The 21,434-nt window shown below is 59.9% G+C and carries 21 protein-coding genes; 8 read left to right on the plus strand and 13 right to left on the minus strand.

Annotated features, from left to right (window positions below):
* The first annotated feature begins 53 nt into the window (after positions 1 to 53).
* Genes PY649_RS04655 through PY649_RS04670 form a run of 4 tightly spaced genes read left to right on the plus strand, consistent with a single transcriptional unit; the run spans position 54 to position 3,646 of the window.
* Positions 54 to 1,112 carry an ABC transporter substrate-binding protein gene (locus tag PY649_RS04655; protein WP_285866994.1) on the plus strand — a complete coding sequence of 353 codons (1,059 nt, stop codon included), beginning with the start codon at positions 54 to 56 and terminating at the stop codon, positions 1,110 to 1,112.
* On the plus strand, positions 1,109 to 2,143 hold the full coding sequence (locus tag PY649_RS04660; RefSeq protein ID WP_285866996.1) for a FecCD family ABC transporter permease: 1,035 nt from the start codon (positions 1,109 to 1,111) through the stop codon (positions 2,141 to 2,143). Before PY649_RS04655 ends, PY649_RS04660 begins: the two co-directional genes overlap by 4 nt.
* Positions 2,133 to 2,921, plus strand: coding sequence for an ABC transporter ATP-binding protein (locus PY649_RS04665; protein ID WP_285866997.1), 789 nt, complete (start codon positions 2,133 to 2,135; stop codon positions 2,919 to 2,921). The genes PY649_RS04660 and PY649_RS04665 overlap by 11 nt, the downstream gene beginning before the upstream one ends.
* Positions 2,918 to 3,646 (plus strand): molybdate ABC transporter substrate-binding protein, encoded by a 729-nt coding sequence (locus PY649_RS04670; protein WP_285866998.1) that lies wholly within the window; start codon positions 2,918 to 2,920, stop codon positions 3,644 to 3,646. The genes PY649_RS04665 and PY649_RS04670 overlap by 4 nt, the downstream gene beginning before the upstream one ends.
* Positions 3,647 to 3,677: 31 nt before the next feature.
* On the opposite strand, the gene PY649_RS04675 is transcribed toward PY649_RS04670, so the two are convergent.
* The 7 genes from PY649_RS04675 to PY649_RS04705 all read right to left on the minus strand — a co-directional run bounded on the left by PY649_RS04675 (position 3,678) and on the right by PY649_RS04705 (position 10,752).
* Positions 3,678 to 4,754 carry an ABC transporter ATP-binding protein gene (locus PY649_RS04675; protein WP_285866999.1) on the minus strand — a complete coding sequence of 359 codons (1,077 nt, stop codon included), beginning with the start codon at positions 4,752 to 4,754 and terminating at the stop codon, positions 3,678 to 3,680.
* A gap of 157 nt (positions 4,755 to 4,911) precedes the next feature.
* Positions 4,912 to 5,865 (minus strand): SIS domain-containing protein, encoded by a 954-nt coding sequence (locus PY649_RS04680; protein WP_285867000.1) that lies wholly within the window; start codon positions 5,863 to 5,865, stop codon positions 4,912 to 4,914.
* Between the two features lie 31 nt (positions 5,866 to 5,896).
* Positions 5,897 to 6,739, minus strand: coding sequence for a carbohydrate ABC transporter permease (locus tag PY649_RS04685; RefSeq protein WP_432761325.1), 843 nt, complete (start codon positions 6,737 to 6,739; stop codon positions 5,897 to 5,899).
* A gap of 35 nt (positions 6,740 to 6,774) precedes the next feature.
* Entirely contained in the window at positions 6,775 to 7,680 is a 906-nt protein-coding gene (locus PY649_RS04690) for a carbohydrate ABC transporter permease (protein ID WP_285867002.1), read from the minus strand.
* 18 nt (positions 7,681 to 7,698) lie between these two features.
* Positions 7,699 to 8,970: an ABC transporter substrate-binding protein gene (locus tag PY649_RS04695; protein ID WP_285867003.1), complete on the minus strand. Its 1,272-nt coding sequence runs from the start codon at positions 8,968 to 8,970 to the stop codon at positions 7,699 to 7,701.
* A 13-nt stretch (positions 8,971 to 8,983) separates the two neighbouring features.
* A complete protein-coding gene (locus tag PY649_RS04700) occupies positions 8,984 to 9,952 on the minus strand; it encodes an N-acetylglucosamine kinase (protein ID WP_285867005.1) in 969 nt (322 codons plus the stop codon).
* Complete coding sequence (locus PY649_RS04705; RefSeq protein WP_432761326.1) at positions 9,949 to 10,752, minus strand: DeoR/GlpR family DNA-binding transcription regulator; 804 nt, start codon at positions 10,750 to 10,752, stop codon at positions 9,949 to 9,951. Before PY649_RS04705 ends, PY649_RS04700 begins: the two co-directional genes overlap by 4 nt.
* 125 nt (positions 10,753 to 10,877) lie before the next feature.
* On the opposite strand from PY649_RS04705, the gene PY649_RS04710 reads away from it, so the two are divergent.
* Positions 10,878 to 12,164, plus strand: a complete 1,287-nt coding sequence (locus PY649_RS04710; RefSeq protein ID WP_285867007.1) for a D-tagatose-bisphosphate aldolase, class II, non-catalytic subunit — start codon at positions 10,878 to 10,880, stop codon at positions 12,162 to 12,164.
* A gap of 131 nt (positions 12,165 to 12,295) precedes the next feature.
* On the opposite strand, the gene PY649_RS04715 is transcribed toward PY649_RS04710, so the two are convergent.
* The 6 genes from PY649_RS04715 to PY649_RS04740 form a co-directional block, all read right to left on the minus strand.
* Positions 12,296 to 13,924 (minus strand): MFS transporter, encoded by a 1,629-nt coding sequence (locus tag PY649_RS04715; protein ID WP_285867008.1) that lies wholly within the window; start codon positions 13,922 to 13,924, stop codon positions 12,296 to 12,298.
* A 495-nt stretch (positions 13,925 to 14,419) separates the two neighbouring features.
* Positions 14,420 to 15,616, minus strand: a complete 1,197-nt coding sequence (locus tag PY649_RS04720; protein WP_285867009.1) for a glycoside hydrolase family 172 protein — start codon at positions 15,614 to 15,616, stop codon at positions 14,420 to 14,422.
* Between the two features lie 28 nt (positions 15,617 to 15,644).
* Positions 15,645 to 16,493 (minus strand): carbohydrate ABC transporter permease, encoded by an 849-nt coding sequence (locus PY649_RS04725; RefSeq protein ID WP_285867010.1) that lies wholly within the window; start codon positions 16,491 to 16,493, stop codon positions 15,645 to 15,647.
* Positions 16,483 to 17,427, minus strand: a complete 945-nt coding sequence (locus PY649_RS04730; protein WP_285867011.1) for a carbohydrate ABC transporter permease — start codon at positions 17,425 to 17,427, stop codon at positions 16,483 to 16,485. The genes PY649_RS04725 and PY649_RS04730 overlap by 11 nt, the downstream gene beginning before the upstream one ends.
* A 59-nt stretch (positions 17,428 to 17,486) precedes the next feature.
* On the minus strand, positions 17,487 to 18,839 hold the full coding sequence (locus PY649_RS04735) for an ABC transporter substrate-binding protein (RefSeq protein WP_285867012.1): 1,353 nt from the start codon (positions 18,837 to 18,839) through the stop codon (positions 17,487 to 17,489).
* Positions 18,840 to 18,895: 56 nt separating this feature from the next.
* On the minus strand, positions 18,896 to 19,900 hold the full coding sequence (locus tag PY649_RS04740) for a LacI family DNA-binding transcriptional regulator (protein WP_285867013.1): 1,005 nt from the start codon (positions 19,898 to 19,900) through the stop codon (positions 18,896 to 18,898).
* Between the two features lie 203 nt (positions 19,901 to 20,103).
* Here PY649_RS04740 and PY649_RS04745 point away from each other — a divergent pair, with 203 nt between their 5' ends.
* The 3 genes from PY649_RS04745 (at position 20,104) to PY649_RS04755 (ending at position 21,401) form a co-directional block, all read left to right on the plus strand.
* Positions 20,104 to 20,421 (plus strand): ArsR/SmtB family transcription factor, encoded by a 318-nt coding sequence (locus PY649_RS04745; protein WP_285867014.1) that lies wholly within the window; start codon positions 20,104 to 20,106, stop codon positions 20,419 to 20,421.
* Positions 20,418 to 20,903, plus strand: coding sequence for an SRPBCC family protein (locus PY649_RS04750; RefSeq protein WP_285867015.1), 486 nt, complete (start codon positions 20,418 to 20,420; stop codon positions 20,901 to 20,903). Before PY649_RS04745 ends, PY649_RS04750 begins: the two co-directional genes overlap by 4 nt.
* Before the next feature lie 84 nt (positions 20,904 to 20,987).
* Complete coding sequence (locus PY649_RS04755; RefSeq protein WP_285867016.1) at positions 20,988 to 21,401, plus strand: MAPEG family protein; 414 nt, start codon at positions 20,988 to 20,990, stop codon at positions 21,399 to 21,401.
* The last annotated feature ends 33 nt before the right edge of the window (positions 21,402 to 21,434 follow it).

The raw sequence follows: 21,434 nt of genomic DNA on the forward strand, positions 1-21,434 counted from the left end.
ATACGGCCGAATATCATGCTAGCGGTCGGCCTCTTCCTGGAGGGACCCATGTCATGATCGCTCGTCTCACGTCCGTTGCAAGAATCGCCATTGCTATCAGCGGTTTATTGCTCGCCACACCCGCCCTCGCCGACCGTGTCGTCACTGATCAGATCGGCCGCCAGGTGGATATTCCCGACACGGTGAACCGGGTCGTGATCCTGCAACACCAGACGCTCAATATTGCGGTGCAGCTCGACGCGATGGACAAGGTCGTCGGTGTTCTCGACGAGTGGAAGAAGCAACTTGGCGCCAACTACGTGCGGCTTGCCCCGCAGCTTCCGAACCTCGCCATGCCGGGCGGTCTGACGAAGGTCAATATCGAGGAACTCCTGAAGCTGAAGCCGGACGTGGTTTTCGTCACCAATTATGCGCCGGCCGACATGGTCAAGCAGATCCAGGATGCGGGTTTGGCGGTCGTCGCCATCTCGCTGCTGGACGTGCCGCCGGAAGAGGCGGTGAAGCTCAACCCGACCGTCAAGGACGAGCCGGCGGCGATCGACGCCGGTTTTGCAACCGGCGTTCGGCTGATCGCCGACATTCTCGGCCGCAAGGACAAGGGCGAGGAAATGATCGCCGTTACCAAGAAGACCCGCAAGCTCGTCGCCGACCGTCTTGCCGACATCCCGGAAGACAAGCGAGTGGCGACCTACATGGCGAACCCGGATCTCACGACCTACGGCCGCGGCAAATATACCGGTCTGATGATGGAGCGCGCAGGCGCCCGCAACGTCGCCAACTCAATTGCCGGTTTCAAGCAGGTGACGATGGAAGACGTGCTCAAATGGAATCCGGCTGTCATCTTCGTGCAGGAGCGCTACCCAACCCTCGTCGAGGAAATCAAGAAGACCGCTTCCTGGCAGACGATCGACGCGGTGAAGAATGGCCGAATCTACCTGATGCCGGAATATGCCAAGGCCTGGGGTTATCCGATGCCGGAAGCCATGGCCCTCGGCGAACTCTGGATGGCCAAGCAACTTTACCCCGAGCGTTTCCAGGATATCGACATGCAAAAGGAAGCAGAGGCCTATTACAAGGAATTCTACCGCACCGACTATCGCGCCGCACAATGAGCGGTGATGCCTTTCCCCGACGCCAGCCTCAGGTTGTTATCGCCATTTTGGTGATCCTGCTGACGCTCGTGGCAGTCTCGTCCTTGGGGATCGGCCGCTACGACATACCGTTCACGCGAGTGGTGCAGATCCTCTGGGCCTCAATCTCTCCGTCGGATGTGCCGGTAACGCCGACCGAGGTGAATGTCGTCTTTACCGTGCGTATGCCACGCATCCTGCTGGCGCTGTTGGCGGGTGCCGGCCTGGCGCTGTCGGGGGCGACGATGCAAGGCGTGTTTCGCAATCCGCTGGTTGGGCCGCAGGTGATGGGCGTGTCTTCGGGCGCGGCTTTCGGCGGCACGCTCGCCATCCTCCTCAGTTTTCCGCGCTACGGCCTGCTAGGTTCAGCCTTCGTCTTCGGCCTTTCGGCACTAGTGCTGGTTTATGCGCTGAACGGCGTTGTGGCTCGCCGCAACATACTAGCACTGGTGCTCGCGGGCGTCGTCGTTACCGGCTTCTTCGGAGCGCTGGTCAGCCTCGTCCAGTATCTGGCTGACACTGAGGACAAGCTGCCCGACATGGTCTTCTGGCTGCTCGGCAGTTTCGCCACTGCCAACTGGGAAAAGTTCCTGCTGATCGCCGGGCCGGTGCTGATCGGCAGCCTGCTGCTGCTCGGCCTGCGCTGGCGCATCAATCTCTTATCGGTCGGCGATGAGGACGCCCGCGCGCTCGGCGTCAATGTCGAGCCGCTGCGCTGGTTCATTCTCGTCCTCGTTTCCTTCATCGTTGCCGCACAGGTCGCCGTCAGCGGCATCATCGGCTGGGTCGGTCTCGTCGTGCCGCATATGGCGCGTATGTTGGTCGGCCCCGACCATCGGGTGATGATGCCAGCCTCGCTCATCATCGGCGCGCTCTATCTGCTCGTCATCGATACGGTGGCGCGCACCGCGACCAGTACGGAAATCCCGCTCGGGATCCTCACCGCGCTGATTGGCACGCCGGTTTTTGCCCTGGCCCTATGGCAGACCCAGCGAGGCGGCCGTGGGTTCTGATCCGGTCCAACTCAGCATCGAAGCCGCCAGCCAGTCTTATGACGGTGAGCGCTGGCAGTTCCGCAATCTCGACTTCGACCTCAGATCGGGGGAGATCACCGCCATCCTCGGTCCGAACGGCCGTGGCAAGTCCACGCTGCTGCGAGTTCTCGCAGGCCTTCTGAAGCCGACGGCCGGCAAGACGGCACTGAACCCACGCACCGGTTTCGTGCCGCAGGAATTTTCCGGTTCCTTTCCCTATTCGGTGCTGGACGTGGTGCTGATGGGTCGGGCTCGGCATATCGCGCTCTTCCAGACGCCAAGGAAAATCGACATCGAGAAGGCGATGGAAGCACTTGAGGCCATCGGCATGGCGCATTATGCCCCGCGCAGCATCGATGCGCTCTCCGGCGGCGAGCGGCAGCTCGTGCTGATCGCCCGAGCGCTCGCCGGCGAAAATGCGGTGCTGCTGCTCGACGAACCCGCTTCGGCGCTCGATCTGAAGAACCAGGATGTGATGCTGTCGCTGCTTGGCGCGCTTGCCGATCGGCAAAAGCTGGCGATTGCCTTCACCACCCATCAGCCGAACCATACGGTGACGGTCGCGGACAAGGTCCTGCTGATGCTGCCGCAGGCGCGAACGATTTTTGGCGCAACCAACGACGTGATGACCGAAGCCAATCTCGAAGCGCTCTACGGCATTCCCGTTCGCTCCGCGCGGCTCGACAGCGGCGAACGCGAGGAAACCATCTTCGTGCCGCTTTTCCGGCAGAGGCCGCGAAGAGGAGATTTGTCATGACAGAGGCCGTCCAGGTTCTCTCCGCCGGCAGCACGCGGCATGCCTTTCCAGCCATCATCAATGCTTTCACGGAGGCAACAGGCATTGCGGTTTCGCTTTCGCTTGGGCCGGCGGGCCTGCTGCGGGAGCGGATCGAAGCCGGCGAACGCTTCGACCTTTTCGCCTCGGCCAACATGGAACATCCGCGACGGCTTGCGGTAGCCGGCGTAACGGAAGAAGCGATCTGTTTTGCCCGCAACCGGCTCTGCGTGATCAGCCGCGCCGATCTCGGGATGACCACGGAGAACTTTCTCGATGTCCTCTCCGACCCGTTGGTGAAGATCGGTACCTCGACACCGGGCGACGATCCCTCCGGCGACTATGCTTTCGAGGTGTTCGACCGTATCGAGACAAAACATCCCGGCATCGGCACGGCGCTCAAAGCCCGCGCGCGGCAATTGGTCGGCGGCCGTAACTCGCCACCCACTCCACCCGGCAAGGGCGGCGGCTACCTTATCACCGACGGCGAGGCGGATCTGATGATGAGCTATTATTCCAACGCGCGCTTGCTCGAACCAGACCCGGCTTTCAGGGTTGTCGACATCCCGGCTGAGTTCTCGCCCAAAGTCGAATATGGCCTCGCTCTGCGCAAGGGGGCGCCCAATGAGGCCCGGCGGTTGCGGGATTTCATGATATCGACGGGCGGACAGGAGATATTGAAGGGCGCTGGCTTTTCAAACATCTAGGCGTGAAACCCATGCCGCTCTCTTCGGAACACTAACTCAGTCTGGCGCCATCCGACTTTCGGAAAATGTGGATCTTGTCCGGAGCTGCCGTCAGGGTCAATTGGTTCGCGCTGCCGGCCTGCAACCGTTCACGCAATGCCACGGCAACCGGTCGATCATTCACTTTTCCATAGACATGCGTCTCGGCGCCCGTTGGCTCGATCGCCTCAACGTCAAAGGGAAGACCGGTGTCGCTTCCCATGTCGGCAAGCTGCCAATGCTCTGGGCGAATGCCGACGACAACAGGTTGGCCTTCCGAAACGTCGATCGCGTCGGAAACGCGAATCCGGGACGCCCCAATTCGGGCAACGCATCGACCATCTTGCCGTTCGATGGTCGCATCCAGCAAGTTCATCGACGGGGAGCCGATGAATGTGGCCACGAAAAGAGTGGCTGGTCGATCATAGAGGTCAAGCGGGGAACCGACCTGTTCGATCCGGCCTTTGTTGAGGATCACAATACGATCGGACATCGTCATGGCTTCCATCTGATCATGCGTCACGTAGATGGAGGTCGTGGCAAGCCTACGCTGCAATGCCCTGATTTCCACGCGCATCTGCACGCGCAGCTTCGCATCGAGGTTCGATAGCGGCTCGTCGAACAGAAATACCTGCGGACGGCGAACGATGGCCCGACCCATGGCGACACGCTGACGCTGCCCGCCCGAGAGCGCCTTCGGAAGGCGGTCGAGATAGGGCGTGAGATTCAGCATCTCGGCGACTTCACCCACCGCTTTGCGTATCTCAGCCTTGCCGACATTGCGCAGACGCAGGCTAAAGCCCATGTTCTCGGCTACACTCAGATGAGGGTAAAGCGCGTAGTTCTGAAAGACCATGGCCATGTCGCGGTCTTTCGGCTCGACCTCATTGATGACCGAGCCGTTGAGCGCGATGGTGCCGTCCGTAATGTCTTCCAGACCCGCTACCATCCGCAAGAGGGTTGACTTACCGCAACCGGACTCGCCGATCAGCGAAACAAATTCGCCGTCTTCGATCCTCAAGTCGAGGCCGTGAATGACTTCCACGTTGCCGTATTTCTTCTTCAGGCCGGTTATCGCCAAGTTTGCCATTGCATATTCCAGTTTCGCGGAAAGGGAGGACCGCCGTTGGCGGTCCCCACTGCATAATTCCTTAAATCGGAATCGATTTAAGGATAAAATTATGCAGCAGATTTAAAGTGCTACAGCGACCTTTGCGCGTCACATGTGACGCGCGGCGCTGTAGATGCTACGACAGCACGACCACCTTGGTCAGGTGGCGAGGTGTCGTCGTATCGATCTTCTTGGATTGAGCAATCCGCTCCCCGAAAATCTGCAGTGCCGGCAGGATTTCGGGGATACGCGCCAGTTGCTTGCCGACCAGCGGTATCGAAATGTCGCCGGGGCCGCCGAGGCCGATCACCTTGCCGCCCTTGTCCTGGATTTCGCGGGCGAGCTTCGCCTCCTCTTCGAGCGTATCTTCACTATAGAGCAGAACCACCAGCGAGCCTTCGTCGATCAGGCTGATCGGACCGTGCCGATATTCCATCGGATGGAAGGTCTGAGCGTAGCTGATGCTCATCTCCTGCAACTTCAAAGCACCCTCGGAGGCAATGCCATAAAGAGCACCTGCGCCGAGATAGACAAAGTGTCGACGGCCGGCGATGACCGAGGCATCGACATCGTCCAGGACAGATAGGGGGCCCGCAGCCACCTTGGTGATGGCGCTGTCCAACGCGACGCCTGCCAGTCGCAGGCCAGCAATCAGCATCAGACTGGCCGAAGAAGTCATCACGACACCCTCCTGCGGGTGCGTCGGCAAATAGACCGTCTCGTCCGCTTCGCGGGCGATAGAACTATCCTTCTCACAGGTGACCGCTATCGTTCTGAGTCCGGCAGCCCGGCTGGCATCGACAGCCTGAACCGTTTCCGTGGATTCGCCGCTGCGCGACAGGGCGACGACAACAACGCCCTCGCGGTCGGCGACATAGCTTGATGGGCGACGCGCCCATTCGCCACCCGGTACGGCAAGCGCGTTGCGACCGTTGACATTGAAGGCCGAGGCGATCGTCTGGGCAAGATAATAGGACGTGCCACAACCGACCACGACGACGCATTCTGCGTCGATCGCCGGCATGTCGGCATCAAGCGCCCCTTGCCAGAAAGGGAATTGTTCCTTGATGACGCGTTCGGTTACATTCATTGCGGTATTTCCTTGCTGTGTGAGGGGAGGATTACTTGGTTGCGCCCGCCATGAGGCCGCTGACCAGAAAGCGGTTGAGAAACAGGACGACGAGGACCGGCGGTACGATCGCGACGATGCCTGCGGCGTTGATGAGGCCGTAGTCGACGTAATTGCGGCTCACGAACTCCGGGATCAGCACCGTCAGCGGCTTGGTTGCCAGCGTCGGCGAAAAGACCAGAGGTACCAGGAACTGGCCCCATGCATTGAGGAAGGTAATGATGGCTGCGGCGATAAGGCCGGGAGCGGCAAGCGGCATAACGATACGAACGAGCGTGTAGACCTTGCCGGCACCGTCGAGCCAGGCCGCCTCCTCGAGCGACAACGGCATGGCCTGATAAACGCTGCGCATCAGCCACAATGCCAACGGCAGAAAGGCGGAAACGTAGATCAGGGTGACGCCGAGATAGGTATCGACCAGCTTGATCGCGATCATGATCCGATAGAGCGGGATCATCACCGTGTAGGCAGGGATCGCCAGAGTGGCAACGACCACGACAAAGATCGCATCGCGGCCCGGAAATCGAAGGCGCACAAACGCATAGGCGCTGAAGGCTGCAATCACGACAGTGAGGATCGTCGCTCCCACGGAGGTGATCACGCTGTTGATCAGGGCTTGCGAAAATTGCGGCCAGACGGATTGCACCTCATTGCCCTGCGAAACGCTGGAGCTGCCCAGCAGCTTTGCGTAATGCTCGAATGTCAGGTGGGCAGGCCAGATATGCGGCTTGGCCGAAACGAGATCGGTCGGCGGCGTCAAGCTGGTGACGATGGACCAGTAGATCGGCCCCAACGACCATATGAGAAGGAGGACGACGGCGAGCGTCAGACCGATTTTTCCGCCAATGCGCTTCGTGTTGCGGGACAGCATCAGTCGAACCTCGTTTCGCGGTAGACTTTCAGGACATAGAGAAGCGAGATCAACAGCGAGGCGAGCATGGCAAGCAGCGACAACGCCATGCCCAGCGAGAACTTCATGTTCTGGAAGGCGAACATGTAGGTCTGGATGATCACGGTACGCGTATCGAGGCTTGCGCCACTCAATATCCACGCTTCGTCGAAAAGGTTGAACGCGAAAACTGTCGACTGGCTGAGCGCGATGGCGAGGCCGCTGGCAATCAGCGGCATCGTGATGAGCCGAAAGCATTTGAAAGCCCCGGCGCCATCGAGCTTGGCAGCCTGGTAGAGTTCCCCCGGGATGCTCTGGAGGGCGGCAAGCAGGATCACCGCCGTCAGCGGCATCATGCGCCAGACATGGACGATCGTCACGAGGAAGAGCGCCACGTATCTGTTATTGAAGAACACCACCGGAGCGGAGATCAGTCCAACCGACTGCAAGATGCCGTTCAGTAGGCCATAGCTCGGATTGTAGATCCATAGCCAGACGACAGCATTGACGACGGGCGGCAGGCACCATGGCAAAACGACCGCAGCGAGAAGCCATCGACGCCCATAGCGGATCCTGTTCAGCAAAAGTGCGGTGCCAAGGCCTCCAAGTGTTTCCAGAATGACGGCCATGACCACGTAATAGAACGTATTGATCCAGGACTGCCGCACCGCCGGATCCCGAAACAAGTCGACATAATTGCCAAGACCGACAAAGGGGGTGCCCGGATGCATCGGGTTGATGCGATAGACGCTGTCGATCATCGTCGACAACAGGGGCACGACCACCAGACCGCCCATGATGACGATCACGGGAATGACGAAGGCCAGCCCCAGTTCGACCTCGCCGCGACGGCGGCGAGATCCTTGTTGTGACGACGATGCAATCATGACATCAACTCCGCCGGCTCAGTCCTGAGACGCCGACTGGGCAGCCGCGGCGATCTGCTGGATTGCCTGGTCGACCGTCAACTGGCCCTTGGCAGCCTGATTGATGGCGGCTGCGACAGCGGAGGAGAATTCCGGATACCAGCCAGGGGTGCCCTGCGCAAAGACTGGCTCGACGGTTGCTGCCTGCTTGAGCAGGACATCACCATCCTTCAGCGCACCCTGATTGTTCAGCGCCTTCAGGACGCTGAGACGCGGCGGCATGTTGCCGAGCGCCTTGTAGCCGGCAATTTCAGTTTCGGGCTGCAGCATGAAGTTGACGAAGGCGGCAGCGGCCTTGGCATTTCCGGCGGCGGCCGGGATACCGATCGCTTCGGGCAGGCCGATGGTGCGCGAGGAGCCCGTCGTCGACGGCATCAGCGCAGCGGCGACATCATTGGAGACCTGCGACTTCGACGGATCCGCATAGACCGATAGGTTGCCAGCCCATCCGGCAACGTCGAAGCTGATCTTTCCACTCTTGAAAAGTTCCTGAACTTCAACGTCCTTGAGGCCCGTCATCGACGGATCGATCAGGCCGTCTTTCATCGCCTGAATCTCAAAGCTGAGCGCCTTGTAGCCGGCGGAGTTGGGATCCACGAAGAGCGGTTTGAAGTCCTTGTCGAAGAGATCGCCTCCGAACGCCTTGGTAAGGAGGTACCATGCCGTCGACGTGCCTTCGGTCGCCGAAAGCGGCAGTCCGATCGGATAATCGGCGATCTTGGCGTCCTTGATGGCCTTGGCGTCTTTCAGCAGTTCGTCCGGCGTCGTCGGCGGGGTATTGATGCCGGCCTTGGAAAGCTGCGCCTTGTTGTAGATCAGGACGCGGAAGTCGTTGCTGTAAGGGACCGCCAGCAATTTGCCGTCATAGGTGAAAATCTTCGCAGTCGGCGCGTCTGCGACCGCGCTGGCATCGACGGCGCCGTCGAGCGGCTGGTACCACTTGGAAGCGCCGAACTGACCAACCCAGGACCAGTCGACCTCCGTCGCGTCGCCCGGCGCCGCATTGGCGACAGTCGAGGTCACTATCTTGGTATGAATGTCATCCCAGCCGAGCGTTTGCGCGTTGAGGACGATGCCGGTCTTGGTCGTGAAGTCGTCCGTCATCTCCTTCGGGAGCGTGCCCCAGGGCGGAAGAAGGACGGTAAGGTGCTGGCCGGCCAGCGGCTTGGCATCGTCGGCCATCGCACCCGTGGAAACGGCGAACTGCAGAAGCGCGGCACTCGCCATCAGTACGGTTAGATATCTCTTCATTGATATTCCCCTTTCATTGCGTTGTTGATTGAAGAATCTGTTGCAGTGATCTTTTGAGTTGGCCGATGAAGGCCGCATCGGTCTTCCAGCCGGCAAGCTGTGCCGCGCGTAGAACAGCGCCGCCGATGGGCGGCAAAACGGGATCGCGCGGGTCACTTCCAATTCGCCGCCTCACTCCATCCAGGATGACGGGATTGGCGAAGACGCCACCGGCGTAGCTCCATGGCTGTCGCACGCTGCCGGGTGTCGAGACGAGGCGCTCCGCTGCAAGCACATGAGCAGCGAGATGATCGCAAGCGCGGTCCAGCAGCCCTTGTGCAGTCAAGGACCCGGACGCAGCGAGCGCGGCAGTGATTTTTGCGACACCGGCTATCGCCGTACGCTGATTGCTGAGGGAATAGACCCAATCGATCAGTCGGTCGGAGGTGATCGAGAGTCCATCCAATATCCCCTGCGCGAACTCGCCGGCGTCCGTTAGCCGGCCGTCCAGCGCCTGGCTTGCGATCGACAGGCTCTCGCGGCCGATCCAGCAGGCACTGCCTTCGTCTCCGAAGGCATCGCCATAGCCGCCGATCCGGTAATGACGGTCGCCTGGACCATTGCGGCTTGCCCACGCCATGGAGCCGGTGCCGGCAAGGACCAGGACGCCACCACCCGTCGCGAAGGCGCCATCGAACGCAATACGCACGTCGTTTTGGACGACAACTTTCGAGGTTGGAAGCAGGGTTGCCGCCGCTTGCTTCTGTTGATGCGTGAAGTCTTCAATCTCGTCATGGAACGACAGGCCGAAGGCGGCCGCCAGCGGCGCCTTGCGTCCTTGCGTCGCCTCACCCACTTGGCGAGCCAATGCGGCTTTCCATTCGTCGCTTGCAGTCGGGTCGAGACTGGCGCCGGAACCGACGGCGAGCACGGCGCCGGTTTCTTCCGCAAGCGCGATCAGCGTTTTGGTGCCGCCGCTATCCAGACCAAGGACGTAGCTCATCGGCGTTCATTCTCTCGATAGGGCGCTTCGGTGACGGTGGACCCGAGATTGTTCATGCGCGCTCGCCATTCGTCCGTCACCTTGTGATCGGTGAACACCTTCAAATCACTATCGAGCGGGGCGACGCGATAGGTCAGCCGGTGTCCGAACTTGGAGGAGTCGACAAGCAATGCCTTCTTCGCCGATCGAGCCAGCATCAATTCGTTGACCCGCGCTTCCTGTTCGTCGAGGCTATAGAGGCAGCCGTCGTCGGCAATCGCGCCGGCACCGAGAAAGAGCTGATCGAACCAGAGCCGTCCCAGCGCGCTTTCCGCGATTGGCCCAACCATGGACGCGTTTTCAGGGCGCAGTTGGCCGCCGATCAGGGTGATGCGGAGATCGCTGACATCCATCAGCACCTGAGCGACGGTGACGCAATTGGTGAAGATCGACAGCGGAATCGGATCGAGCCGCAGGCGCCGAGCAAGCTGCAGCACGGTCGTGCCGGCATCGAGAAAGACAGTGCTCTTCGGCGTCAATTCCTCGAAGGCGGCGTCCGCGATCGCGCGCTTGGCGGCAAGATTCTTTTGCTCGCGCAATTCGAAGGCGACTTCGGTTCCTGCCGTATCGGCAATGCGTGCGCCGCCATGGGTGCGCACGATCGCCCCTTCTGCCTCCAGGGCAAGAAGATCGCGTCTGACCGTCGGCAAAGACGCTCCGACGGCATCGGCGATCGCCTGGATATGGCTGAATCCGTGGCTGTAAAGATGCTGCCTGATTGCAGACAGCCGATCGTCCTTCATGAGCGCCTCCTTCCCGATTGGTCGCTACCTTCTTTCCGATAACGATCAATGTCAATCTAAAAAATGATTGAATGTGATCGAACTACCGCATAATGGTGACTTATATCGATTTTATTTAATGTGACCCACTCGGAGGACAATGAATGGCTCAACAGAACCCGCTCCAGGACATCGCTCGCTGGAATGCGCGCGAAGTCGGCTTCAGGGGCATTCCCTCGATCTGCTCGGCCCACCCGCTCGTCCTCCAAGCGGCAATGCTGCGCGCATTGAAGACGGACTCACCGCTGCTGATCGAGGCGACCTGTAATCAGGTCAATCAGGATGGCGGCTACACCGGCATGCGGCCATGTGACTTTCGCCGCTTCGTTGAGGAGATGGCCGCTCGCACAGGCTTCCCGACGGATCGCATCATCCTTGGCGGCGACCATCTTGGCCCGAACCCCTGGAAGTCACTCGACGCTGAAGAGGCAATGGGAAAGGCCGTGGAGATGGTCAGGGCCTACGCCGCGGCCGGATTTACCAAACTGCATCTGGATACCAGCATGGGATGCAGGGGCGAGCCGATTGCCCTTTCAGATCAGCTCACTGCCACCCGCGCCGCGCGGCTCGCCGCTGCCGCCGAAGACGCCGTCAGGGGCACGGAGGGTTGTAAACCCGTTTACGTGATCGGTACCGAGGTGCCGATCCCAGGCGGCGCGATGGAGGAGCTCGGAATTCTCGAAGTGACGAAACCGGACGCTGCTATCCGCACCGTCGAAATCCATACCGACGCTTTCGCGGCGGCCGGCGCCGGCGAAGCCTTCAAGCGGGTCGTAGGTGTTGTCGTTCAGCCGGGCGTCGAATTCGGCAATCACAACGTCATCGATTATGTCCCCGAAAACGCGGAGGCGCTCAGCGCAAGCCGTAGTCGGATGCCAGGGATCGTCTTCGAAGCACACTCGACCGATTACCAGTCACGCCAAGCCTTGCGCCGCCTGGTCGCCGATGGTTTCGCGATCCTCAAGGTCGGCCCGGGTCTTACCTTTGCTTTGCGCGAAGCGCTCTACGGTCTCGACCAGATCGCGACGTTCCTGCATCCGCAGGCACGCGAGCACGCGCTACAGACTGTCGCTGAAGACGTGATGCTGGAGCAACCGAAGGATTGGCAAAAATACTATGAAGGGAGTGCCGCCGACCAGCATCTGCAGCGCCACTTTTCCTACAGTGATCGGATCCGCTATTATTGGCCACATGACCAGCTGACAGCGGCCGTCGACGAGCTGCTGACTTTGCTTGGCGAAGCGGCCATTTCAGAGACCCTGATCAGCCAGCACCTTGCCAGGATCTATCCTCACATCCGCTCAGGCGCGGTGGAGCCGAAGGCGCATGCGATCGTGATCGCGTCGATCGATCTCGTTCTCGAGGACTATTTCGAAGCCTGCCGCGGTTGACCGAAGCGGAATGGCCTACCGGCAACGCAGAGCGAGGGAACCTTCGAGCAGCTGTCAATCCGCGTCCAAAATTACACGCCTGAACACATCTCTCCCGGCAAACTTGGCACGGGAGAGATGTTGGCATACCGCTAAGTCGCGTCGAGATAGGGTTTCAAAGGCGTGTCATCGCGCGTGGGGACCGTCTGTCTTTCAATCAGATGATGGACCGTGGGCGGCTGTCCACCACGGTGCAGCGCGTCCAGTCGTTCAGCGATCTCGGCATCTGCATATGTCTGGCGCTGGCTGTGCCGCACATATTCGATCCACGTCGGCAAATGATAGCTTTCCGTCCAAATCTGCGGTTTTTCGAGGTCGCGCAGCAATGCCCATTGTTTCGCACCATCGCGAATTCTCGCTCTGCGGCGTAGAGCCATCTGGGTCAGGAATTCCGATGTATCCTGCTGGTCGATGTTATATTCCACGGTGACCAAGATCGGACCGCTCCTCAATCGCAAATCAAGCTGCAATTGCGGCTCACTGAACATGTTTGCGGGATCGAGGTTGAGCGATTCGAAGTCAGGTTGGCGCAACAGAATGCCCAGCAGGCCACCGATAACCAGGGCAGCGCTGGCGATAAACAGTGCACCGGAGATGCCGTTGATGTCGGCAAGTGCGCCCCAGGCCCAGCTTCCTGCCGCCATGCCGCCGAAAGTGGCGGTCTGATACAGCGAGAGAGCACGCCCGACGACCCATCTCGGTGTGGAGAGCTGCACTGTAACGTTGAACAGGGAAAATGCCTGTACCCAGGCTACGCCCGCCGGCATAAGAAGCAGGCAGCTCAGCCACATCTGGTGGCTCAGAGCCAGAAACGCACAGCTGACTGCCAGCGTGAGGAAGGCGCCCCGGATCACCCATTCATTACTCAAGAATTCACGGATGCGTCCGATCAAAAGCGCGCCGCAGATCGCGCCAAAGCCGAAGAAGCCTAGCATGATGCCATAGGTAATCGCCGTGCCCTTGATCTGGTCGCGTGCCACCAGCGGCAACAGCGCCAGAATTACAATTGCGGTCAAGCCGAAAACAAATCCGCGACACATCACCTTAAGAAGGTTCGGTGACATCAAGACGTAGCGAAACCCCGCCGACATCGCGCTACCGAAGGATTCTCGCGGCAAAGCATCTCGGGTGCGATTGTTGTTCCAGCGCCACAACGCAAAAATGAGCGCGAAATAGCAGAATACGTTGAAAAGAAAGGCGAAGGGTGCGCCCGCAGTCGCGACGATGACGCCGCCGATCGCGGGGCCAATGCTGCGCATCAGATTGTAGCTCATGCTGTTGAGCGCAACGGCCCCCGGCAGATGGTCGCGCGACACGACATCTCCCATGGAGGCCTGCCATGATGGATTGTGGAGGGCGCCGCCGCAGCCGATCAAGAACGTGAAGCTGAGAAGCAGCCACGGCGTCAAAGCATGGGCATAGGAAAGAACCGCCAGTGTCGCAGATATGGACAGCATCAGTAACTGCGCGACCAGCATGATCCGCCTTCGGTCGAAATTGTCGGCCAGCGCCCCCGCGGCGAGCGAAAAGATCATCACCGGCAACGTCGTCGACGACTGGACCAATGCCACCATCCCATGGGAGGTGGCCAAGCTCGTCATAAGCCAGGCCGCACCGACCGCCTCGACCAGGCCTCCGAGATTCGAAACCAACGTGGCGGACCAAAGAAGGCGAAAAGTCTTCGATTGAAACGCGACGAGCGGAGAGGTTCTATTGGACATGGCAGCTTTTCTTTGATTGCTTGCCTCGCTACAGGGGCGCAACGTAGCGGACGTTCGGGCCGAGTCGGCTTTGATTTTATCGTGGTCTGCTAATTTTGGAACGATAATAGAAAAAATTTTCTAAATGTCTGGTCCGGGAATTTGATGGGGTTCTACTTAGCGCCCGGATCAAAGGATGCGCTATGGGCTGGGTTCTTCATCGGAGCGCGTCGGACGGCAATGACGGTCCGTCGAACGGCGCCTCCCGAAGGCCGGATAGTGGCTTGCATCCGACCTGTGCAGCATCACCAATTTCCCCTGTGCTGGGCTGAGTGATGGGCGGCTTTCTGATTAACGCGCCGCCCCTTTGATAAAGTTCGCGCCAAGGCCCCTCCTGGCAGCCTTTGAACGGCGTCGAACCATAACACCCTAGAGACCCACGATCTCGTTGATCGGAAAGCGCCCGCCCTCGGTCGACGCCGCTCCCGACACCACGGTGTCCGCCAGTTGTCCGTGCTATCCCCTCGCCTTCTTCACGGCGATCTCCATCTCCTTGAACGGCCGCCGGAATGTCGGCACTCGCTCGGCCACGTCGGGAAATTTGCCGAACGGCTTGTGCGGTTCGGCCTGATACCAGAAGCCGACGGATGAGACGTCGTCCGAGCGGCGGTTGGCGTGGCCATGCTCAATCGTCACGCGGATGCGCTTGTGAAAGATCGCCGGGTCCTCGATGTGCCAGCGGTACAGCGTCACCGGCTCAGTCCAGTTCGAGCCGCCGGCGGCGATGATGCCGTGATAGGGGGCGCTGTAGTCCTGTGTCGGGCACCAGGCTGTGTTGAAATAGTCCTCCGTGCCGGTGCCGTGCAGCGTCGGCGGCCATGCGTCATTGACGCCGGGGGCGGATTCGTCGCGCGGTTCAATCAGCGTTGCCTTCGGCCCGATGCGCGGATCGGGCTTGCGCACGGTATCCGGGACCGAAAGGCCGGGCTCGCCGTCGATGAAGATCATGTCGTCGCCCTCGCCATACCAGTCCCAGACCTCGGAACGGCGGCGGGAATAGACGCTGTAGAGTACGCCGACATAGTGACCCCGTCCCTCGGCCTCGAGGATCGTATAGTTCTCCTTGCCGTCGACATTCTCGCCGCCGAACAGGTATTGCTCGTTGGTCAGACCTTCGTCGCTCATGCCCTCGGGCCGCGACTGGCGATATTGGGCGTGGAAGCGGCCCATGTCCTCTTCGAGCTTTTCGTGCAATTCAAGGTCGACATAGTAATAGAACAGGAGGTCGTGCTCGGCTTCGTTGGTTACCGTCAGCTTCATATGCGAGCCGAAAGGCATCGGAAAATAGCAGTTGAAAGCTTTGCCGTCCTCAGGGCTCGCCTGCATGGGCAGGCTGGCATAATTGGCGGTGCGGCCATGACCCATGCCGAAGAAATCGCCGATCGGTGCCTCGATCGAGGGCTCCGTCTCGCCGTCCCAATAGGCGCGCAGCGTGATCTTGCGCAGGAAATTTTCGCTTTCGCAGGCAAGTGTCGCCCAAATATGCGTGATGATGCCGGTGCCCGCGTGCTCGGCGATGACTTCCGTCTTGCCCCGCTCGATATGGAAGCGGTCATCATTGCCCCCCGTGCGGTCGTAGCTCGAAAATCGCCGTGTTCTGGCCTGGCGAAGTTTGGCAAGGCCGCGAAGGGGCGATAGGCCGAGAGTGCTCATAAAAAGTCTCCTGTCTTGAACGGACCGGCTATTTCAGGCCGCTAGTTTTCAATGAATCCATGATCTGCCGCTGGAAAATCACGAAGAGGATGAGGGTCGGAATGGCAACGATCGTGGAGGCGGCCATCATGTAGTTCCATGATGCCGAATATTGGCTTTTGAAGTTGGCGATCCCGAGCTGCACCATCCAGAGATTGGGATTGGAGCTGATGGTGAGGGGCCACAGAAAGGAGTTCCAGTTGGCCAGGAAGAACAGGATCGCCAGCGCCGACATTATGGGACGGCTAAGCGGCAGGATCACGCTCCAATATATGCGCCAGTAGCCTGCACCGTCGATGACCGCGGCCTCTTCGATCTCGCGCGGCAGAGAGAGATAATATTGACGCAGGAGGAAGATGCCGAAGGCGTTGAAGATCGCCGGCACGATCAAGCCAGCATAGGAGTTGATCATGCCCATCGCCTTGACGATGATGAAAAGAGGCACGATCACAACGGGCAGGGACACCAGGAAGGTCGAGAAAATCGCCAGAAAGATGATCTCCCGGCCAGGAAAACGCAGCCGCGCAAGCGCATAGCCCGCCATGGTATGGAAGAACAGCGCTACGACCGTGACGGTCGCGGAAACGAAGAAGCTGTTGAGCATATAGCGAATGAAGGGAACTTCCGTCAGCACATAGACGAAATTGTCGAATGTCGGCGATTGCGGCAGGAGGTTCGACGAAAAGGATTCTGCGGCCGGCTTGAAGGCGATCGACACCATCCACACCAGCGGAAAGAGCGTCATCAACGCGATGATTGCCGTGATCAGCATCCATAGGCAACGCACCAATGTCACCTGCGCACCGGAGAAATAGACGGGACCTCGTTCATTCCGCATGATCGAAACGCCCTCCCTGAGTGACGGCAAAGAAGATTGCCGTGACAATCATCAGGGCGATCACAAGGATCGATGACATGGCGGCGGCATAGCCAAAGGCGCCGAAGGAAAAGGCTTGCTGGTAGATGTAGACGATCAGAACGGCCGTCGAATTCGCCGGGCCGCCCTTCGTCATGACGTAGATGATGTCGAAGGCTTGGGCGCCGGCGACCGCTGCGACCATCGATACCATGATGACAAAGAAACTCGTCGGTTTGAGGAGCGGCAGCGTGATGTGACGGAACCGTGCAACAGGACCGGCTCCATCGATCATCGCCGCTTCATAATATTCTTTGGGAATGTCCTGGAGACCGCCGAGGAAGATCAGCATGTAGAATCCCATAAGGAACCAGACGCTGACGAAGGTTACGGTGACCAGTGCAAAATTCGGATCACCGAGGAAGGAAATCGCGTTGAGACCGAGTGCCGACATGGCCTGGCTGACGATCCCGATCTTGTCGATCACCATGAATTGCCAGACGACCGCCACGACGACGAGGCTAATCATATTCGGCGCAAAGAACATCGAGCGCATCACGGCATTGAAGCGGTTGGTCTGCTGCACGAGGAGGGCAAGGCCGAGCCCGCTGACATAAAGCGCCGGAACGAGCATGACCGCATAAAGCGCAGTCGCCCTCGCGCCCTTCCAGAACAGCGGGTCATGCCATATGCGAATGTAATTCTTGGCGCCGACGAAACTGTAGTCGCCAAATCCGTTGACCTCGAACGCGCTTAGCGCCAAGGACAGCAGCATTGGCACGCCCAGAAACAGGAATAATCCGAGCACATCGGGCAGCACAAAGAGATAACCTGCAACCCATTCCCGGTGTCTGGCCGACAGGCCCTTTGGCTTGGCATGTACATGGCTCGTCGTCGAATCGGTAATAATTGTCATGATCATCATCCCGAGACGGAGGCGGCCGCATCCTTTGCCGAAACGGCCGACATTTCATCCTAGAGGATCGGGGCACCGCTATAGGACGCGAGGAACGCGTCGAGCTGCTGCGAGGCCGCGGTGGCGGTCGCCTGCGGGTCGGCGCCACCGAGCTGGGTCTGCTGAATGGCGTCGGAAATGATCTTGTAGACCTCCGGCGGTACCCGCGGCTCTGCACGGGCGCCCGGATAAACGTCCTTGGCGAACTTGTCGATCATGCCGGTCTTGAACGCGTCGCCGCCGGCCCCGAGGGCGCTCTCCCGCGGCGGCATATCCGACTTGCCCTTGGTGCACCAATCGGCGACTCGTTGAACGGAATCCTTGTCCTTGGAAGCCAGCGCCCATGCGCAGAACTGGGCCGCGGCATTCGGATTCTTACCCTTGGCATTGGCAACGAAGGCCCAACCTCCACCAACCGTGACATATTTTCCATTTGGCGGGGTCGGCAGACGAAAGACACCATATTCGAAGTCCTTCGCATTGCCCTTCAGCTGCGAAATGCCCCAGATGCCAACATTCTGGATCGCGCAATAACCCGAGCCCAGATTGGCGACCGTGTCATTGGCGCCCGTCCCCATGACCTGGCGTGGCGCAGCGCCGGAATTGACGGCATCCTGCCAGAATTTCAGAGCCTGCACCGTCGCTGGAGAGTCAAAGGCGCTCTTGCCGTCCTTGCCCTGAAACTCGCCGCCGCCCTGCCAGAGGAACGGATACCAGGTGAAGTTCTGGTAGTAGCCAGGCTGGGTTTCGAACAGGACGCCAAAGCGCTTCGGCGTCGTGAGCTTCTTTGCGACTTCGAGCAGTTCGTCCCAAGTCTTGGGCACGTCGTTCTCGTTGAGCTTGGCTTCTTCGAAGGCCTTGACCGAGTAGTACATGGCCATTGGCTCCACTTCCATGGGAATGCCATAGATCTTGCCGTCGACCATGCGGCTGGCTATCACGCTGTCAGGAAAATCCTCTTTGGCGGTGATGTGCGGCGTCAGGTCCTGCAATACACCGCCATTGTAGTAGCGGAGGAAATCGCCGGGCGAGATGATGAAGATATCCGGCCCCTCTCCGGAGGCGAAGGCGGTCGCCAGCTTCGGCCCGTTGATATATTCAGAGTTCGGGACATATTCGAGCTCGACCTTCTGCGGATTGCTGTCGTTCCACTCCGAAACCGCTTTCTCAAACCAGTCGACCTGGCTCTGTACGGGGCCGCCGGGCGCATAAAACTGCCAGAACTTCAGTGGCGCTTCCTGGGCGCGGAGCGCCATTCGGCCAATATAGGGAAAACCGCTCAGGCTAGCGGCAGCGCCGCCGGCAAGCACGGCGCCTGCCTTGATCACGCCTCGACGAGTGACAGCCACAGTCGATTTGTCCATTTTTGTCATGCATACCTCCCTTGGTGCAAACGGCCGCCGAACTCCCCTCCGGCGGCGACTCGGATTCATGCGGTGTCGAATTGATGCAGAATGCAGGGGATAACCTCCGAACGAGGCGGCCCCACATAGCTTCCAGTCAGTCGCTCCATCAGCATTTCCGTTGCCCGATGCGCCATCAGCGACGGCGTATTGCCAACCCGGGTGATGCGCGGACGGACATATTCGAGCTGCGGCTGGTCACCGAACACTGCAATTCCGATATCCCTGGGTACGCTGACACCGCGGTCGAAGAACGCTGCAAGCGCTCCCGCCGCCATCAGGAAATTGCCGAAGAAGATGACCGAGGGCAGATCGGAGCCTTGCGTGGCAAGCAACCAGTCCACCGCTTCCTCCCCGGAGGGAGCGAGATAGCTGCCTTCGCGGCGCAGTTCGGCGCGCGGTTCGATCCCGTTGTCCCGCAAGCCCTGCTCGAAGCCAGCCGCTCGCGCCATGGCTTCCGCGAAGAACGACGGACCGGTTAGCTGCGCGATGCGTCTGTGCCCCTTCCTAGCGAGATAGGCGCCCATCTGGTACCCGCCGCCGAAATCGTCGATCTTGACGTTGTCGACCGCCTGGTTCGGCAGATCGCCGATGAACACCGTCGGCAGGTCGAGATCGAGCAGCGCCTCATGCATTCCATGCAGCGCGAAATCACCGACGATCAGTCCGTCGATGCGCCGATTCCGGATCTGGCGGAGATAGTGCCGGCCGTGTTCCTGCGCGTGACCGCCGGGAACGTCGGTGTTGAAGATCAGAAGATCAAGGCCGATTGCCTCGAGGTCCGACTGCGCCGCCTTGACCATTTCCGGATAGAAAGGATTGCGGATATCCGGGATCAGCATGGCCACTATATTGGTGCGGCCGGTGCGCAGGCTCTGGGCCTGCGGATTGGGCACATAGCCAAGCTCCGCGATTGCTGCCTCCACCCGCTTGCGCATATCGGCGGACACGCGATCGGCATGGTTGAGCACATGCGACACCGTGGTGGGCGATACTCCAGCTCGTTTGGCGACTTTGGCAATCGTGATCATGGCCGGACGTTAGAGGATTGCAAATCGATTTGCAAATCGATTTTTGATAAGATTTCCGGGTTGATTCATGATTCTACCCCTTCAACCGTAGCGGATGTATAATGCTCATCGGCCCACCGAACCGAAAACCGATCTCGGCTGACAGCTTGCGTTACCATTCAACGTCTGTTGACAACGTCATTAGCACAGACTTATGATAAGTCATGACTGATGATAGTGCACAACTCGCCGCTCTGACCGACCCGACCCGGAGGCTGATCTTCGAGCTGGTGGCGACGCGATCTCGCTCTGTCGCTGAAATTACGCGGGAAGTGTCCGTCTCGCAGTCGGCAGTCTCGCAACATCTGAAGGTGTTGCGAGACTGCCGACTGGTTCGTGCCGAGCCGAAGGGCGCCAGCAACATCTACCACATCGACCCGGACGGGCTTGGCCAGATGCGCGCCTGGCTCGACCGGTTCTGGAGCAAGACCCTGGCGGCATACAAGCTGGCCGTCGAGAAACCACCAGAGGAGCCACAATGAACACGCGAGTCCCCATAGCGTCGGTGAAACAGTCAGTCGTGGTCGAGGCACCAATCGAGCGCGCCTTCAAGGTTTTCACGCAGGATTTCGGCAGCTTCAAACCGCCCGAACACAATCTGCTGCCGGTACAGATCGCCGAGACGGTATTCGAGCCTCGAGTCGGCGGCCATGTCTATGACCGCGGCATCGACGGCAGCGAGTGCCGCTGGGCGCGCGTGCTGGCGTATGAACCGCCCAATCGGGTGCTGTTGAGCTGGGACATCAGCCCGCGATGGCAAATCGAGACCGATCCGAAGAAGAGCAGTGAATGGGAAGTGCGGTTCACAGCCGAGACGGCGGAGCGCACCCGCGTCGAAATCGAGCACCGCAACCTCGAGCGCCATGGCCAGGGCTGGGAAGGCGTGCGCGACGGCGTCGACAGCGATCAGGGCTGGCCGCTATACCTCAAGCGGTTCGCGGATCTGTTCGCCCGCAAGGCCTAATGATAGCTCGCTGTACAGTGCCGGGAATAAATAAGGGATCGCTGGTGTCCTTACCCACGGCGATCCCAAACGGCGGAGATCAGCATGGAAGCTTATATGCTCAGCATCGTCGGGGTGCTTGCGCTTTGCCTCCTGTCCATCCTTTTGGCTGTCTATTCTGGATCGTCCAAAGGCCGGGCCGGGGCGCTCTCCGGTCCAGTACTCCCGGCAGACGACGACAACCCGCTCTACCGCATCGACCGCGCGCACATGAACTCTGTTGAGGCGTTGGCACCTTTCGTCGTTCCGGCTGCGCTGGCGATGATGGTGGGGGTTGGTCCGACCACGCTGGCAGTGCTCGTGTGGACCTATACCGCGATCCGGCTGGTTCATCTGGCGATCTATTTGCGCGGCGGCAAGGCTGCCAGAGGCGGTAGCGTCAGAACCATCCTCTACGTTGCGGGAGCCCTGGTCACAGCAGTCCTTATCGTCGTGACCGGCGTGGCAGCCATCCGCTGAGGCATCAACAGCGGCATGGTTCGTCACGGGCTG

It is taken from the genome of Rhizobium mayense (assembly GCF_030272705.1).
Taxonomy (GTDB): Bacteria; Pseudomonadota; Alphaproteobacteria; order Rhizobiales; family Rhizobiaceae; genus Rhizobium; species Rhizobium mayense.